Origin of the sequence: Saccharothrix sp. S26 (genome assembly GCF_021390395.1) — a bacterium.
Lineage (GTDB): Bacteria > Actinomycetota > Actinomycetes > Mycobacteriales > Pseudonocardiaceae > Actinosynnema.
Genome location: NZ_JAJUWT010000008.1, coordinates 276,149 through 292,227, shown reverse-complemented (window position 1 = coordinate 292,227; position 16,079 = coordinate 276,149). Strand labels below are relative to the sequence as shown.

The 16,079-nt window shown below is 72.2% G+C and carries 14 protein-coding genes; 7 read left to right on the top strand and 7 right to left on the bottom strand.

Annotated features, from left to right (window positions below; all coding sequences use genetic code 11):
- Positions 1-342 precede the first annotated feature (342 nt).
- Positions 343-546, top strand: coding sequence for an IS3 family transposase (locus LZG04_RS15485; protein ID WP_233817471.1), 204 nt, complete (start codon positions 343-345; stop codon positions 544-546).
- 248 nt (positions 547-794) lie between these two features.
- Here LZG04_RS15485 and LZG04_RS15480 read toward each other — a convergent pair whose 3' ends face one another.
- The 5 genes from LZG04_RS15480 to LZG04_RS15460 form a co-directional block, all read right to left on the bottom strand.
- Positions 795-1,418: a DUF1345 domain-containing protein gene (locus LZG04_RS15480; RefSeq protein WP_233817469.1), complete on the bottom strand. Its 624-nt coding sequence runs from the start codon at positions 1,416-1,418 to the stop codon at positions 795-797.
- 250 nt (positions 1,419-1,668) lie between these two features.
- The gene (locus tag LZG04_RS15475) at positions 1,669-2,319 is read right to left on the bottom strand and encodes an alpha/beta fold hydrolase (protein WP_308199106.1); all 651 of its coding nucleotides are present in this window, start codon (positions 2,317-2,319) and stop codon (positions 1,669-1,671) included.
- An 85-nt stretch (positions 2,320-2,404) separates the two neighbouring features.
- Complete coding sequence (locus tag LZG04_RS15470; protein WP_233817467.1) at positions 2,405-3,238, bottom strand: alpha/beta fold hydrolase; 834 nt, start codon at positions 3,236-3,238, stop codon at positions 2,405-2,407.
- 79 nt (positions 3,239-3,317) lie between these two features.
- Positions 3,318-6,068, bottom strand: coding sequence for an AAA family ATPase (locus LZG04_RS15465; RefSeq protein ID WP_233817465.1), 2,751 nt, complete (start codon positions 6,066-6,068; stop codon positions 3,318-3,320).
- 677 nt (positions 6,069-6,745) lie between these two features.
- Positions 6,746-7,342, bottom strand: coding sequence for a calcium-binding protein (locus tag LZG04_RS15460; protein WP_233817463.1), 597 nt, complete (start codon positions 7,340-7,342; stop codon positions 6,746-6,748).
- A gap of 933 nt (positions 7,343-8,275) precedes the next feature.
- On the opposite strand from LZG04_RS15460, the gene LZG04_RS41760 reads away from it, so the two are divergent.
- Positions 8,276-9,553 carry a hypothetical protein gene (locus LZG04_RS41760; RefSeq protein WP_267936419.1) on the top strand — a complete coding sequence of 426 codons (1,278 nt, stop codon included), beginning with the start codon at positions 8,276-8,278 and terminating at the stop codon, positions 9,551-9,553.
- Positions 9,554-9,649: 96 nt separating this feature from the next.
- Here LZG04_RS41760 and LZG04_RS15450 read toward each other — a convergent pair whose 3' ends face one another.
- Complete coding sequence (locus LZG04_RS15450) at positions 9,650-10,636, bottom strand: acyl-CoA desaturase (RefSeq protein ID WP_308199105.1); 987 nt, start codon at positions 10,634-10,636, stop codon at positions 9,650-9,652.
- A gap of 733 nt (positions 10,637-11,369) precedes the next feature.
- Here LZG04_RS15450 and LZG04_RS15445 point away from each other — a divergent pair.
- From LZG04_RS15445 to LZG04_RS15425, 5 genes are all read left to right on the top strand, one after another.
- Positions 11,370-11,783 carry a hypothetical protein gene (locus LZG04_RS15445; protein ID WP_233817459.1) on the top strand — a complete coding sequence of 138 codons (414 nt, stop codon included), beginning with the start codon at positions 11,370-11,372 and terminating at the stop codon, positions 11,781-11,783.
- A gap of 243 nt (positions 11,784-12,026) precedes the next feature.
- Positions 12,027-12,257, top strand: coding sequence for an RGCVC family protein (locus LZG04_RS15440; RefSeq protein WP_233817457.1), 231 nt, complete (start codon positions 12,027-12,029; stop codon positions 12,255-12,257).
- Between the two features lie 545 nt (positions 12,258-12,802).
- Complete coding sequence (locus LZG04_RS15435) at positions 12,803-13,252, top strand: DUF5994 family protein (protein WP_233817455.1); 450 nt, start codon at positions 12,803-12,805, stop codon at positions 13,250-13,252.
- Between the two features lie 327 nt (positions 13,253-13,579).
- Positions 13,580-14,305, top strand: coding sequence for a GAF and ANTAR domain-containing protein (locus LZG04_RS15430; RefSeq protein WP_233817453.1), 726 nt, complete (start codon positions 13,580-13,582; stop codon positions 14,303-14,305).
- Positions 14,306-14,356: 51 nt separating this feature from the next.
- On the top strand, positions 14,357-15,103 hold the full coding sequence (locus LZG04_RS15425) for a GAF and ANTAR domain-containing protein (RefSeq protein WP_233817450.1): 747 nt from the start codon (positions 14,357-14,359) through the stop codon (positions 15,101-15,103).
- Between the two features lie 7 nt (positions 15,104-15,110).
- Here LZG04_RS15425 and LZG04_RS15420 read toward each other — a convergent pair whose 3' ends face one another.
- On the bottom strand, positions 15,111-15,704 hold the full coding sequence (locus LZG04_RS15420) for a bacterial transcriptional activator domain-containing protein (protein WP_233817448.1): 594 nt from the start codon (positions 15,702-15,704) through the stop codon (positions 15,111-15,113).
- Positions 15,705-16,079: the final 375 nt, after the last annotated feature.

Below are 16,079 nucleotides of genomic sequence, written 5' to 3'. Positions count from 1 at the left end.
GTGCTTCGAGTCCGTTGATCAGCTGAGCTTTCCTGACGCTCGTCACATGGTCGTAGACCCGTGCGATGCTCGGCGGCAAGACGACAGGCCTGGTGCCCGCAGGGGTCTTCGCCCTCCCCCTCTTACCCTTCGTACGACGCGGAGTGATGTGGCCTGCATTCGCCCGTGACGTCGGCCGATCGTGTGACACCTCGACCCCAGCCTTGAGCAGCTTCCCGTTGACCTTGCTGGGTGAGCCGCAGGATCGCGCTGATGTCAGCGCGGGAGAACCGGTAGTGCTTGCCGAACGCGTCGGGGTCGGCGGGAACACGCTCGGTCCACGCCCGTGCGAGCGTCGTCAGCGTGATCGTCGCCTACATCGACGCGCACAAGCACGAGTTCGGAGCCGAGCCGATCTGTGCCGTGCCGCCCTCGGCCCGCGAGGTGGCCGTCGCCAGGAAGATCATGGAGGTGCACGAAGAGGACTACGGCGTCTACGGGATCCGCAAGGTCCACGCCGAGATGTCACACCAGGGCGGCGTCGGAGGCCGTCCGTCGCCCGGTTGATGAAAGCCGTCGGGCTGCAGGAGGTTCCCCGATTGAAGACACTGCTCACCACGCGCGCCCTGCCGGATCTGCCCGATGACGCGGTGTCCACCGCGGACGGCGACCCCAACGCGACACCGACACCCCCCTGGCGACGAATCCTCCGCGCAGGCCGCGAGCATGTTGCGGTCTGCGCGACGTCTTCAACGGCCACTGTGTCGGATCCCGCGGGTGGTTCACCGGCCATGACCGTGCGTCCGCGCGGGTGATCAGCCGCTGATCACGCCGATGGCGATGCCGAGCATCGCGGTGTTGTAGATGAACGAGAGCAGGCCGTGCGCGAGGATCCGCAGCCGCATCCCGGAGGTGCGTGACTCGACGTCGGACACCGCGAACGTGGTGCCGACGGTGAACGAGAAGTACGCGAAGTCGATGAACGTCGGGTGTTCGGTGCCGGGAAACACCAGATGCTTCTCCGGCAGGGCGCTGTAGTAGGCCTGCGCGTAGCGGTCGGCGTAGCCGAAGTGCAGGATCGCCCACGCCAGCAACACGGCGAGCACGCCCACGGCCTTGCCGAGCGCCGCCGCTTGGGTTCCCTCCTCGATGAGCACGATGGTCAGGCCGGACGTGATCCCGACGAGGCTGGTGAACAGGGTGAACAGGGTTCCGCTGCGACGGCCCAGCGCGCTCTTGACCCACGCCCCCTGGTCGTCGCCCGCCCGCTTGCCGCGACTGAGGCGGATGACGCGGATCGTGAGGTAGACGACGGCGATGAGGTCCCACGACGCGATCCATCTGGTGTCGTCCACGTCCGCCAGGAAGATGGGGACGCCGAGCAGGGCGAGCGTGCTCTCGATGATCCGGGACAGCACGGTTGCAGGGCTGAGGCGCATGTCTTTCCTTCATCGGAACGGCAGGGGCGTCGCCCCCTCGTCCGGTTGACGACGGTCATTCCGCGGGGGCGACGTGGCAAGAGGTTCCGGGCCGCACGCAGCCGAAGCGGCGCTGCGGCTTGGTGACCTCCCCCGGCCCCGCGAGCCTCCTCGCGGGGCCGGGGGAGGCGTCAGCCCGCGGCGCGGAGGATGAGTTCGGTGACCGCGTTCGGGCGCGAGACCGCCACGGCGTGCGAAGCTCCCTCGACGGTCACAGTGGTGCGTGAACCGGCCCGGTCGGCCATGAACTTCTGCGCCCGCAAGGGGATGTTCTTGTCGGCGCCGGCCAGCAGAACCACGAGGGGATGTGCTGCCAGGCAGGTGTGCCGGACGCCTCGTTCAGGGCAGCGTCCCGGATGGGGCGCTGGGTGCCGGCCATGAGGGCGGTCTCCCGCGCCGGGACGTCGGCCGCGAATTGCTGCCGGAAGACCGAGGGCTTGATGTAGAGGTCCTTGGAGCCGTCGGGCAGCGAGACCGGCGCCAGCGTCTCGCCCAGCGTGCTGCCCGGGTACTTCGCGGCGAGCTGTGCTGCGGCCTCACCCTCGGCGGGGGCGAAGGCGGCGACGTACACCAGCGCCTTCACCTTCGGGGCGGGTGCCTTCACGTTGGTGATGACGGCACCGCCGTAGGAGTGGCCGACGAGCACCACGGGCCCGTCGACGGCGGCGAGACGCGCGTCGAGGGCCTCGGCGTCGGAGGCGACTCCGCGCAGGGGGTTGGCCACGGCGACGGCGGTGAAGCCGCGGCGCTGCAGGCGTTCGATGACGGGGTTCCAGCTCGCGCCGTCCGCGAAGGCGCCGTGGACGAGGACGATCGTGGGCTTCTGCCCGGTTGCCGGGTGGGCGGCCACCGCGTTCGACATGCCGAGGAGGGCGAGCCCGCCGACGGCTGCGAGGACGGACAGGGAAGCGGTGATGCGGTTCCTGAGTGTGTGCACGTTCCGGTTCTCAGTCTGTGAGGAAGGCGATCAGGGCGGCGTTGACCTCGGCCGCGTGGGTGAGCAGCAAGCCGTGCGGGGCGCCGTCGATCTCGACGTAACGCGCGCCGGGCAGGCGGCGGCGGAACTCGCGGGCGGTGGCGTCGATCGGCAGGATGCGGTCGGCGGTGCCGTGCAGGATCAGTGACGGCACGTCGATGCGCTCGACGTCGGCGCGGAAGTCCGTCAGCCACGCCGGGACGCACGCGTACGCCGCCACGGGTGCCGAGGCGATGGCGGTGGCCCAGTTCGCCCGGAGCGCGGCATCGCTGAGACGGGACCCGAGCGTCTCGTCGGTGTTGAAGAAGTCGGCGAAGAAGCTCTCGTACCAGGCGTAGCGGTCGGCCTCGGCCTGCTCTGCGATGCCGTCGAACACCGACTGCGGCACGCCGGTGGGGTTGTCCTCCGTCTGGAGCAGGAACGGCTGGAGCGCGCCGAGGAAGGCCGCCTTCGCCACCCGCTGCGAGCCGTAGGTGCCGAGGTAGCGAGCGACCTCGCCCGAGCCCATCGAGAAGCCGACGAGGACGACGTCACGCAGGTCGAGCCGGGTCAGCACCTTGTCCAGGTCTGCGGCGAAGGTGTCGTAGTCGTAGCCGGTCATGGTCTTGCTCGACCGGCCGAAGCCCCTGCGGTCGTAGGTGATGACCCGGTGACCGGCCTTGACCAGCGCGTCGGTCTGCTTCTCCCACGACTGCCCGTCCAGCGGGTAGCCGTGGATCAGGACGACCGGCCGGCCTGAGCCGTGGTCCTCGTAGTACAGCTCGACGTCGGTCGAGCCCTCGGTGCCGACGGTGATGGTTCCCATGGTGCCTTCCCGCCCGTCCGCCGTGTGCGGAACCGGGCATGACAGGAACCTAGGTAGCGAGCAGGGCCCGTCGCGTCCGTCAGCCGACGTCTTCGACGTACGTCATCGTGCCGCGCAGCACCGCGGCGAGCTCGCCGCGCGACGTCACGCCCAGCTTGGGGAACATCCGCTGGAGGTGGGTGCTCACCGTCCGGGGCGAGACGTACAGCCGCTCGCCTATCTCGCGGTTGGTCAGCCCTTGCGCGGCGAGCTGGGCGACGTGCAGCTCGGTCGACGTGAGCCGGTCGACGGCGGCCGGGTCCCGGCGCGGGGAGGACGTCCCCGCGGCGCGCAGCTCCTGGCGTGCCCGTTCCGCCCAGGCCGATGCGCCCAGCGCGTCGAAGACCTCGCACGCGGCCTGCAGGACGACGCGGGACTCGGCGGGCCGCCGGTGCCGCCGCAGCCAGGCGCCCAGGGCGAGGTGGACCCGCGCCCGCTCGAACGGCCAGTCGACGGGGACGGCGCCGAGAGCCGTCCGGTAGAGCTCCTCGGCGGCGTCCGGCGGGCTGAGCAGGGCGCGGGCGAGCCGCAGCCCGCAGAGCAGGGCGGGTGAGGGGGTCGTCTCCTCGAGCGGGGCCAGCTCCTTCAAGATCTCCCGCGCCGCCTCGGCGGACTCGCTGCGCACGGCCGCCTCCACCAGCTCGGCGACCCCGTAGAAGCGCAGCCAGGGGTGGAAAGCGGGGTCGGCCGGGTCGAAGACGCGGCGCAGGTGCCCGAAGGCGTCGCCGTAACGCCCCTGGCAGAGGGCCGCCTGTCCGCGGGCCGTCTGCACGATGGCCAGCGCCGGGCGCGCGCCGCCGGGGAGGGCCGTGCGCTCCGCCTCCGCCGCCCACGCCTCCGCCCGAGGGTCACCGCAGACGGCGGCGAGCTGGGCGCGGATGGCGTGCACCATCGCGTGCACAAGGGGCTGACCGGTCTCGCGGGCCAGGTCGGCGGCCTCCTCGGCGGCGAGGTGACCGGCGCGCACGTCACCCAGCCGCGCGGCGCTCCCGGCCTGGACGCACAGGGCACGGGCCAGCATGGACAGCCGGCCCTGCGCCCGCAGGGCGTCCAGCGACCTCGCGGTCAGCCGGCCCGCCAAAGCCGGGGCGCCCACCGTGACCGCGGCGCCCCCCAGGAGCTGGTCCCCCTCGGCGTCCTCGGAGGAACGCTCCAGTTGACCGGCCAGGGCGTCGAGGACGGTCCGCCCGCGCTCGACCGGCGCGCAGTACGCCCGCAGGGCCACCAGGCCGGCGTTGTCCGCGTCCACGGGCATCCGGTCGACGGCGGCGGCGACCCGCCGGCGGGCGGCCGGCCCCGGCTCCCCCCAGAAGCAGTGCAGGACCGCGCCCCACAGCATGCGCAGCCCCAGCACCGGCTCGCCACCGGCGGCGATCCCGATGGCCAGCTCGGCCAGCTCGGCGGTCGCGTTGCCCTCACCCCGCGCCGACCCCTCCACCAGGGCGATGCCGACCCAGGCCGCACGGCCCTGGTCGCGGGCGGAGAGCTCCAGCGAGCGCGCCCGGGCCAGCAGGTGCGCCGCGACGTCGCACTGGCCCGACTCCAGGGCGAGCTCGGCCGCGCGCAGCAACCGGTCCGCACGAGCGGAGGGGTCCGCGGTCAGCTCCGCCGCGCGCCGCAGCGCGGCCAGGGCCGCGGCGACACCGCCGCGCCGCAACGCCCTGCCGGCGGTGAGGTCCAGGTCCCGCGCCGCGTGCTCGTCCGGGCCGGCGGTGGCGGCGGCGCGGTGCCATGCCTGCCGGTCGGGCTGCCCGTCGAGCTCGGCGACGAGAGCGGCGTGCGCGGCCTGTCGTTCCGCGGCGGTCGCCGCGTGGTGCATCGCCGAGCGGACGAGCGGGTGCCGGAAGACCATCCCCCACGGCTCCAGCAGGCCCGCGGCGACCGCCGGCCCGAGGGCGGCGACGTCGACCGCCGTCCCGAGCATCCTGGCAGCGGCGGCGAGGCACTCGTCCATCGTGCCGTCGCCGTTGAGGGCCACGAGGAGCAGGACCGCCCTGGTGTCCACCGGAAGACCGGAAACCCGTGCCGTGAACGTCCGCTCCAGCCGCTCGGTCAACGGCAGCGGTCCCGGTGTGAGCGCGTACGCCCCACCGACCGACCGCAGCGCGACCGGCAGCTCGGTCAACGCCAGCGGGTTCCCCGCCGCTTCCTCGAGCAGCCGCCGCCGGACCTGCTGCGCCAAGCCGGGCGCCACCGCGTCCAGCAGCTCGCCCGACACCTCGTCCGTCAGCGGGTCCAGGCGCAGCACCGGCAGCCCGGCGCTGCCGAGCCGGTCGTCGAGGCCGCGGGTGACGGCGACCAGCGCGAGGGGGTCGGACTCGATCCGCCGCGCGACGAACCCGAGCACGTCGAGGCTGGCCCGGTCCATCCAGTGCGCGTCCTCGACGACCACGAGCAGCGGCGCCTTCACCGCCGCGTCCGACAACAGGGTCAGCGCGGCCAAGCCGACGAGGTAGAGGTCGGGCACCGCCTCGTCGACGAGCCCGACGGCCGCGAGCAACGCCGCGCGTTGCGCTGCGGGCAGGTCGTCGATCCCGTCACGCAGCTGGTGGACCAACTGGTGCAGGCCGGCGCAGGCCACGTCCTCCTCCGACTCCACCCCCACCGCGGTGATCACCCGGATCCCGCGGTCCACGGCCCGCGCCGCCGCCTCGGCGACCAGCGCCGACTTGCCGATCCCGGGTGCGCCGAGCACGACCACCGCGCCGCCCGACCCGGAGGCGGCCTGCTCGACCAGGGCGGCCAGTGCGCGGCGCTCCGTCTCGCGCCCCAGTAGCGCCCGTCGTTGCATGCCGCGCTTCCTCTTCCGTGTGACTCCCCGCTGCCGGCCGGCGCCACCCGCCCGGCTGGCCGGGCCCCGCATGACTGCCGCAAGCCGACCGGGAGGCCCGGTAGGAGACGCGAGCCGCACAATGGCACGCGTGCCGCTCCGGGGGAAGCGAGGGCTCCAGTGCCTGCGGGAGTATTTGAGCACCAACTCGAACAATCGACGGCCTCGCTGCTCGAAGAGGTGGTGCGCTTCACATTCGGAGGCAGGGGTCCGTGGAGCAGGCACGGCGTCGACCCGTTGCGAAGACCGCCGGGCGGTCGGTGCCCGAGAGGGCATTACCGGGACAACGATGCTCACCGGACCGACCGCCGGCCGACTCCTCGATTGCGCCACCGGCGGTTCGGGTTCCTCCGCGGGCGGAGCCGGTCCGGAACGGCGGGCCGCCCGTGCCGCGGCCTCCACCGAGTGGCGCCGAACCGGCACGGCGTGATCGGCTCAGCGCGAGCGGAAGGTGACGGTGAGGACGTCCGGTGGCGTCGCTCGAACGGTGCTTGTGGACGGTGATCCGTCGACCGCTTGGCACTGGTGCACTCGACCGGAGGTCAACACCCGGCCGCACCCGCTGTCATCGCATCAGCGGCTCGTCACCCAGCCGGAGCCGGGTGACGAGCCGCCGGATCGACCGGTGGTGCGACTGGTTACGGCGTGGTCGGCAGGAGGCAGGAGTAGCTCAGGGGGAGCAGGTTGACGAAAGTCCCGCCGGCTCCGGTGCAGATGGCGCGGGCCTCGGAAACTCGCCGGTTGGTGGACCCGAGCGGGTTGAACACGCAGACATAACCCACCGGGTTCACGGTGAGGGTGAGCACGCCCCCCGTCGCGATGCACAGCTCGGTCGCGCTGCCCGTGCCCGAGCCCGGTCCCGATCCCGGCGGGGTGCTCGTGTTCTCGCAGCTCGCGTGGATGTCGGGGTCCGGCGCGGGTCCCTGGCAGGTGTCGGTGCCGAGGCCGCCGTCGAGGCTGTCCTGGCTGCCGTCGTTGGACGCGCCGATGAGCGTGTCGTTCCCGGCGCTTCCCGAGATGGTGTCGATGCCCAGGCCGCCGGTGAGGGTGTCGTCGCCCGTGCCGCCGGTGAGGGTGTCGTTCCCGTCGCCACCGTTGATCGTGTCGTTGAAGTCCGAGCCGGTGATGGTGTCATTGCCACCGTTGCCGTTGATCGTCTTGGCGGGGTTCGTGCCGCCGCAGTCGATCGTGTCGTTCCCGGGGGTTCCGGTGACGACGGTGTCGGTCTGGGTCACGCCGGCGCTCACGACGCAGTTGACCGCGGCGTGAGCCGTCAGAGGGCCGACCGCCCATAAGAACGGGACGGCGAGGACGCCGGCCAGCGTGGCGACGACCCCTCGACTGATCTGGCTCTACAAGATGCTCATCTTCGTTTCCTCGGCACATTGTTGGTGATGATTCGCACGGCGCGATGCGCCGGCGAAGAAAAACGATCCGACGGGAATCGCACCCCGCCCACAGCCCGGCACGGCCGCCGGCGCCCACTCCCCCACACACGAAAACCTCGGCTCGTGGTGCGGACCGCTCACGGCGGCCCGGTTCACGTCACCGAGGTCTGGGGTGTGACACAGGACGTTACTCCCGTTGCAGCAGGGATCGGCGCTGCGTCGCCCAAATGGACGCATGCTTTGCACATCAGCCGGACCACTCGCCGCGTGCGAACGGATGGCGCGCTACCGACCGCCCCGGCCCAGGCCTCGCACGGTGAGCGATACAACTCAAGCCGGTCGACACCCTCGACCGGATGATCGGCCCCGCAGCCGCCCAAATTGCCGCGTGTGACGGTGACCAGTCACACGGGAATAAATGTCTGGGCCGCGGCGCGCCAAAGGTGGACGATTCCGCCGTCGCCGGGAATTTCTCGCATCAGGATGACGAACCGCTGTTCCACTTGCAAATACGATGAATGAGGCACAGGGTTGCCCCAGAGCGCAGCCGGATCCGATGGGCGGCATCGACCGCCGACGGGATCACCTCCCCATCACCGCCGGAAACGCGCCGGTGAGGGCAGATCGACCACAGAAGCGGCGCTCTTGCCACGACAGACTTCCTCGAGCTTCGCCAACGGCGCCGAGGAGCAACCGAACCACTACACGATGTGGAGAAGGATCATGCGATCGACCACGCGCAGCACCACGGCGGTACGGGTCCGACGTGCCCTGATCGGGATGGGAACCGTGGCGGGGTTCGCCCTCGTGGCTCCCGGCTCCGCCCACGCCGCCGACCCGGCCGGGTGTGTCCGGTCCGGCGAGAACGTGACCTGCACGGCGGGCGTCCCGGCCGGCCAGGTCCTCGACGGCACCGCCAACGCCAACACCATCACGATCACCGGCGGGCCTGTCGCGGGCACGATCAGGGGGTTGGGCGGCAACGACACGATCACCATCACCGGCACCGCAGGCATCAACGGTGCGACAGGCCCTCCCGGTGCCAACGGCACGGCGGGCACCCCCGCGGGGACCGCCGGCAGCAACGGCGGCGTCGGGACCAGCGGCGGCGTCGGCATCAGCAGCACCGGCATCGTCGACGGCGGTGACGGCACCGATCAGATCACCGTCACCGGCGGTGGCGGCGGCAACGGCGGCGCAGGCGGGGTCGGCGGTATCGGCCTGAACAGCGGCGCGGGCGGTGCCGGCGGCAACGGCGGCGTGGGCGGCGTCGGCGGCGCTGCCAACGTCGGGTCCGTCGTCGGCGGCGTCGGCGGCGACACCGTCAACGCGACCGGCGGCAAGGGTGGCGTCGGCGGCGTCGGTGCGCTGGGCGGCAACGGTGGGGCCACGGCAGGCGGGGCGGGTGCCGGCGGTATCGGTGGCGCCGCGGGCGTCGGCGGTGTCGGCAACTCCGGGACCATCGACGGTGGCACCACGGACACCGGCATCGACAACATCACCACCACCGGCGGTGCCGGCGGTGCGGGTTCCGCCGGTGGGATCGGCGGCTGCGGTAGCGGCGGCGGCGCCGGTGGCGTGGGCGGCGCCGGCGGCGCGGGTGGCATCGGCAACTCGGGGACCGTCAACGGCGGCTCCGGGGCGGACACCCTCAAGACCAAGGGCGGCCTTGGTGGCCTCGGCGGCCCCGGAGCCAAGGGCGGCAACGGTCTGAGTGCCACGCAGCCCGGTGGGGCGGGTGGCGTCGGCGGTGCAGGCGGTGCCGGCGGCGGAGGCAACTCCGGGAACGTCAACGGTGACGCGGACAACGACGTCATCACCAACACCGGTGGCAACGGTGGCAACGGTGGTGTCGGCGGCAACGGTGGCACCGGGTGCTCCGGTCCCGGCGGCGCGGGCGGTCTGGGCGGTGCCGCGGGTGCGGCCGGCACGGGCAACGCCGGAACCGTCAACGGCGGCACCGGTGTCAACACCATCACCAACCCCGGTGGCGCTTCCGGTCTGGTCGGCGCCAACGGCGTGGCCGGCGTCAACAACGGTGGCGTCTGCACCTGCTGACCGACGGCGAAACACCTGTCACGGGGCCGGTGTGCCTGGCGATTCGCCAGGCACACCGGCCCCGCCGTGGTCGCTGGCGGGGTTCGCGTCCGCCGCTCAGCCCAGTGGCGCCCGGCGCCCGGAGCGCAGGGGCGCACCGGCGTCGTGCAGGTGGCGCAGCACTTGGGCGTAGGAGGACCGCAGGCCGGCCTTGCTGTAGGGGATGCCGTTGCGGGCGCAGAAGTCCTCGACGACGGGCTGTGCGCGGCGGAGGTTGGGTCGGGGCATGTGCGGGTAGAGGTGGTGCTCCACCTGGTGGTTGAGGCCACCGAGCAGTGCGTCGACCCACCGTCCACCCGTGACGTTGCGCGAGGTGAGGACCTGCTTGCGCAGGTGGTCCAGGCGCTGCCCCTTGGCGATGACGGGCATCCCCTTGTGGTTGGGGGCGAAGGAACAGCCCAGGTAGACGCCCATGACGCCCTGGTGGACCGCGATGAACACGACCGCCTTCAGCGGGGACAGCAGCAGGAACACCGCGGTCAGGTACGCGGCCGCCGGGAGGAGTTGCAGCGCGGCTTCCCGCCAGGGGTGCTTGAGCTCCCGGTGCCACAGCGCCTGCAGACCCGAGATCCGCAGCACGACCGCTTCGGCCAGCAGCAGCGGGAAGAACAGGAAGGCCTGGTACTTGGTGATCCACCGGTACAGGCCGCGCTTGTCGCCGGCCTGCTCACGGCTGAAGGCGATGGCGTGGATCTCGATGTCGGGGTCGTGGTCCTCGTGGTTGGGGTTGGCGTGGTGGCGGTTGTGCTTGCCGACCCACCACTGGTAGCTGATCCCGGTGACACCGCCGTGCAGGTGGCCCACGAGGTCGTTGTGGCGGTGGCTGCGGAAGATCTGCCGGTGCCCGGCGTCGTGACCGATGAACGCGAACTGGGTGGAGACGACGGCCAGGAGTACCGCGGTCAGCACCTGCCACCACGAGTCGCCCAGCAGCGCCATCGCCGTTCCGACCGCCGCGAGCAGCAGGACGTTGATCGCCATCCGCGTCGCGTAGTACCCGCGGCGCCTGTCCAGCAGGCCGGCGTCCTTGAGCTGCCGCGTCAAGCGGGCGAAGTCACTGCCCTGCCGGGCATCGGGAGGTCGTGTCGCTGTGGTGGGTGAGGGGGTCATGGACCTCTGCTTTCCGGGGGACGGACGCGTCCGCTCCGCTACCCCGGTGTCCGCGACCTGGGTTGGAGTGGGCTTGGGAGGAGGTGGACCGGCCGATCAGTCGGCGTGGCCCGTTCACGAGGATCACGGGCCCACGGGAGTGCGGGCCGTTGGACGCCCCAGGAGTGTTCGGCGGACGGGTGCGCGGCAACCGGGTTCGCCCGTCATCCAGCCAACGCGGCCGACAGTCGGCCGGTTCCCACGATCGTCCCCGTGTGCCGCGCGGCACATGCCGGTCCGTTCACCGCAGACCTCCCGTTCGCGCCTGGTGCGACCACAGGCCGCCGGGGTCCGGGGCGGCATTTCCCACTGCGGGCGACGCCGTTGCGACCGGGGGCGTCACCGCGAGGAACCTCTACGGTCGCACCGGCCGCTCGTCTCCGCAAGCGGGGCGGCTGCCCGCCGATCAGAAAACGCGTACGACGCGGACGATTCGAGATCATTTCGGAGATACCGCCGAACGGATGCGCCTGATTCATACACGAAAGAGCGCATCACCGGATTTCCGGTAGCCACCGGGTGCATGCTCGACCCATGAGCCGATTCCCTTCCGTCGACTTTGCTCTCGCGGTCCCACTTGTTCTCCGGACCTGCCGGGACTCACTTCCCCCCTAACAGGAGTCACCTCATGAACGTTCGACGCACCACAGCCTCGATCCTGACCGCCGGTGCTCTCGCCGCACTGGTCGTGGCACCGGTCAGCGCCGCCACGCCCGTGCCCGAGCGGGTTCCGGCGGCCGATCGGGTGTCGGTGACCGCGCCTCCGGCCGGTTGTGCCACCGCCATCGCCGCCGCGGTCGACAGCGCCAACGCGGCCACCGCGGCCGCCGCCAACGTCGCCGACTCCGCCGCCGCGGCAGCAGCGGCCAAGGCGTTCGAGGAAGGCGTCCTCACCGGGACTCCCGCCGCCATCAACGCGGCCGCCGCCAACCTCGCCGCGTTCAGCGCCGCCGCCGCGACCGCCGCGGCGGCCAGCGCCGCCGCCTACGCCACCTCCGCCGGCGCGACCGTCGCCGTGCTCGTCGCCTGCGCGCAGGCGTAGCGGCCCGGCACGGGCCCGACCGGGGCGGACGACGATTCCGCCGCGAAATGACGGAGACGTCGTCCGGTGACAACCGGTCGGGATGTCCGGAGTACCCTGGAGATGTCGCCCCGGCCCCCGGCGAAATCGACCTCATTCGATGCGTTCCCGGGCCACGAGCCGGGACGTTCCACCGTCCGCGGTCCGACGTCCGCGGTGGCAGCGCATCGGACACCACGCCTCGACCACCCGAAGGACGGACCGATGTCGACGACCCCCGGGCTGATCGCCCCCCTGGCAACCGACGCCGCGAGGCAGGCCGAGGGGTCCTGCCCCGCGTGCGCGCACCCGGCGACCGCCCACGACGCCCTCGCACAGCGGTTCTGCGCGGCGACCCGGGCGGGTGACCTGCACCGGGGTTGCCTGTGCTCCACCGAGTCGGGCAGCGCGACCTACGGCAAGCCAGGCCGGGGGAACGTCAGCGACCGGGCCTGAAACACCGGAGCTCGACTTCGGCGGGTCGAGCGAGCCTCAGCGGCTCCCGCGACGGCACGTCGTCGACTCGGGGAAACCCGTCGAACCCGACGTCCAGTCCGGTGACGGCCATCGGCCGCAGCACGGCACGGGTCCGGGCCACGACGTACAGCCCCGACCCGGACGCCGCGGCCCTGGCTTCCACCAGGAGTCCCCCTCGGCGACGCCACCGAGACTCTCGGGGACGACGGTTATCAGATATCGAGCGTACCGACCGGCGAAATCCCCGCACCAGGCGTCGCCAAACCTCATCCGAATGACTTTCCGAGCACTTCGGGCTCTGCCGCATCTCATGCGGAAAAACTCGAAAAACCGTTTCGGGGCGTTCCGCGGCGTAAGGTGGGAAATACCGAGGGCGCATCGAGCGCCGGCGTTCGAGCCGGCACCGCCTTGGGCGCACCACGATTCCGGCCGGTCCGGCCGGAGGCGGGAACGCCGAGTTGACCTCGAACCAGCGAAGTCCCCTCACCACCGACCAGGTCACCACGCCTCGCTGCCGGTGGGCGGTGGCACCTCACCCCGACGGGTCGGGCTCCGTCGACGGCGGTTGGTGGCCGTGGTCCACCGACCCGGCTACCGAGTTCCCACCGCTCATCACCGCCATGGCCGCGCTGGGCCTGCCAGTGCAGCGGGTTTCCTACGACCTCGACGGGTGGGACGCCGTCGGACGGCGTCTCACCGTGCGCGGCGCTGTGGTGCGCATGGAAGGTTTCCGCACCGCGCAGCCGCACACGGTCACCATGATCGGACCTGACCGCGCCCGGATCCGGCTGCTGGTGATCCCGCCGGCCACACCGGGCGGCGCCGCACGGGCCGCGATGCGCGCCGCCGCCCGCACCGGCTCGACCACCACCGTCGAAAACATCTTGGAGTGGAACAACGTCGCCGTCCGGCATGCCCCCACACTCCCGGACCGGCGGGTCGCGTTCTTCTACGACGACGGGGTCGCGTCATGACCGCCCGCACCCCATCGGAACAGGCGGCCACACCCGCGGCAGCGGTGCCCGACCCACCGATCGACGTCGTCGCGTCCCGCGGGCCGCTGTGGCGCAGGCGTGTCCGGGTGAACGTGAGTCGCCGTGGGCGACCGCCTCCCCCTCAACTCTGATCACCCTCGCCGGCCGCGCGGACCGCACGCCCTTGCCGCGCATTCGGGTGAGGGTTCCGGCGCCCCGCTCAGGTCGGCGGGCTGCGGGTTGCGGCGCGTAGAGTGGGACGGTCGTGTTCCACGGTGCGGGAGGATCGGTTCGCGCCCTGCGACCAGGTGACCGGGAGGTCTCCGGATGGCCCGGTACACCACCAGTCGGTTGGTCCAGGTGAGCCGCTGGATCGCAGAGGAGGCCGCCGACTCGGGCACGCCCGTCTCGGTCGGTGCCCTCTGCCAGGCCGCCGTCGCGCGGTTGGGCGTCAGCGGTGCCGTGCTCACCGTGGACACCTCCGGGTGGCCGGAGGTCAGGTGCGCCACGGACGCGCTGGGTGAACGCCTGGCCGAGCTGCAGGTGACGGTGGGCGAAGGTCCGGCCGTCGACGTGTGGCGCGGTGGCGGGCCAGCGCTCGTCGACGACCTCGACGCCCCGTCCAGCCAGGCCCGGTGGCCGATGTTCGCGCCGCTGTCCGTCGAAGCCGGGGCGGCCGCGCTGTTCGCCCTGCCGTTGTGCGTCGGCGCGATCCGGGTCGGGGTGCTGTCGCTGTACCGGCTCGACGTGGGCCACCTCGACGCCGCGGCGCTCACCGACTCGCTGGCTTTCGCCGAGCTGGCCCTGCGGCTGCTGCTGGACGAGCACGCCGACCTGGGCACGGCGGACGCCGCCGAGGACGGCCTGCCCCTGCACAACCCCCACGTGCACCAGGCCACCGGGATGGTGGCGGCGCAGCTGGGCCTGGGGATGGCCGACGCGTTCGCCCACCTGCGCGCCCGGGCGTTCGCCGAGCAGGTGCCGCTGAGCGCGCTGGCGGCCGACGTCGTGGCCCGCCGACGGCGATTCGAACGCGACGGAGGACGACCGTGAACCTGTGCGGAACAAGACCGCGCTCTGAGCACACCAGCGGAGGTGGCTGCGATGGACGGTGACCGTCTCGTCGACACGTTCGTCGAGTTGGCCGACACCCTGGTCGACGACTTCGACGTCATCGACTTCCTGCACATGCTCGTGGACCGGTGCGTCGAACTCCTCGACGTCGACGCCGCGGGACTGCTGCTGGCCGACCAGCGGGGCAGGTTGCAGCTGATCGCGTCGTCCAACGAACAGGCCCGACTGCTGGAGCTCTTCCAGCTCCAGAACGACGACGGGCCGTGCCTGGACGCGTTCGCCACCGGCACCAGGGTCAGCCACCCCGACCTGGCGGCGGCGGGTGAGCGGTGGCCGCGGTTCACCGCGGTGGCCGCCGAGGCGGGGTTCGCCGCCGTGGACGCGGTGCCCATGCGCCTGCGCAGCGAGGTGATCGGCGCGCTCAACCTCTTCCGCAACCGGTCCGGCGACTTGGACGCCGGCGCGTTGCGCACCGCCACGGCGTTGGTCGACGTCGCCACCATCGGCCTGCTGCAACAGCGTTCGATCCACCACCACCAGGTGCTGACCGAACAGCTCCAAGCCGCGCTGAACAGCCGGGTGGTCGTCGAACAGGCCAAGGGGCTGGTGGCCGAACGCCTCCAGGTCGACCTGGACACCGCGTTCGCCACGCTGCGCGGCTACGCCCGCGGGCACAACTTCAAACTCAGCAGCGTCGCCCACGACGTCATCGCGGGCGACATCGACACTTCAGAGCTCCTCAGGACGTCCGTCCACACCAAGACGCTCCGACGCTGACCGGACGCTACCGGTCCAGCCCGCCGCCCCGTGGCATCGCGTGGCGTCCGACCAGGTCTCGGAGCTCCGGGGTGGGGGCCAGCCCCAGGTCCACGTGGAGGAGGCGGCTGAACCGGTCGAACGCGTGCACCGCCTCGGACTGGTTGCCCTCGGCCAGGTGGACGCGGATGAGGGCGGTCTGCGCGCTCTCCCGCAACGGGTCGGCGCGGACGACCGCGCCCGCGGCCGCCGTCGCGTCACCGAACCGCCTCGCCTCCACCAAGCCCTCCACCACCGCCTCCAACGCGTGGAGCCGGAGTTGGCGCCAGTCCTCGACCTCGAAGGCGAGCCAGTCGTCGTACCAGAGCGGCAGCAGTTCCGACGACAGGGTGGCGACCGCCTCGACGCTCAGGTCCCCCGCGGCGTGCGGACCGGCTTCGAGCAGGCGGTGGGCGAGCGCCTGGGCGTCGCGCAGGTCGACCGAGACACCGGGCGCGAGCTCCAAGCTCGACGGGGTGACCAGCAGCGTGTCCCGGCAGGCGCGGTTCATGCGGATCAACGTCGACCTCAGGGCCGCGTAGGCGTGGCATTCGGTGGCGTCCGCCCACAGTGAGCTCGCCACGAACAGTCGCCCCACCGCCCGCCGGCGCATCGCCATGAACGCCAGCAGGCGCTCAGCCCCACCCGGGACCGAAATGGCGTCGACTCCCCCCGTGAGCCGGAACCCGTCGAGGAGCGCTACCCGCAAACCCGCTTGGTGCCCGTGGGGCGCCGACCGCGCTCCCGGCGGCGCGAGTGAGGTCATGAGCCCGGTGCCGGGGAGGTGTCGGGGAGGTCCGGAAGAATGATCACGGAAAACCTTTCGGCTTTGACTTGAGCGGTGTGCGCGGAGCCCGCGCTCGCGGCCGAGTCGTAGCCGGCTGCGGTGGAACCGTCGACTGACGTCCTCCGACCAGATTACCAGCGCGGGCACGGCGAGCGACTCCACTCAGGGCGC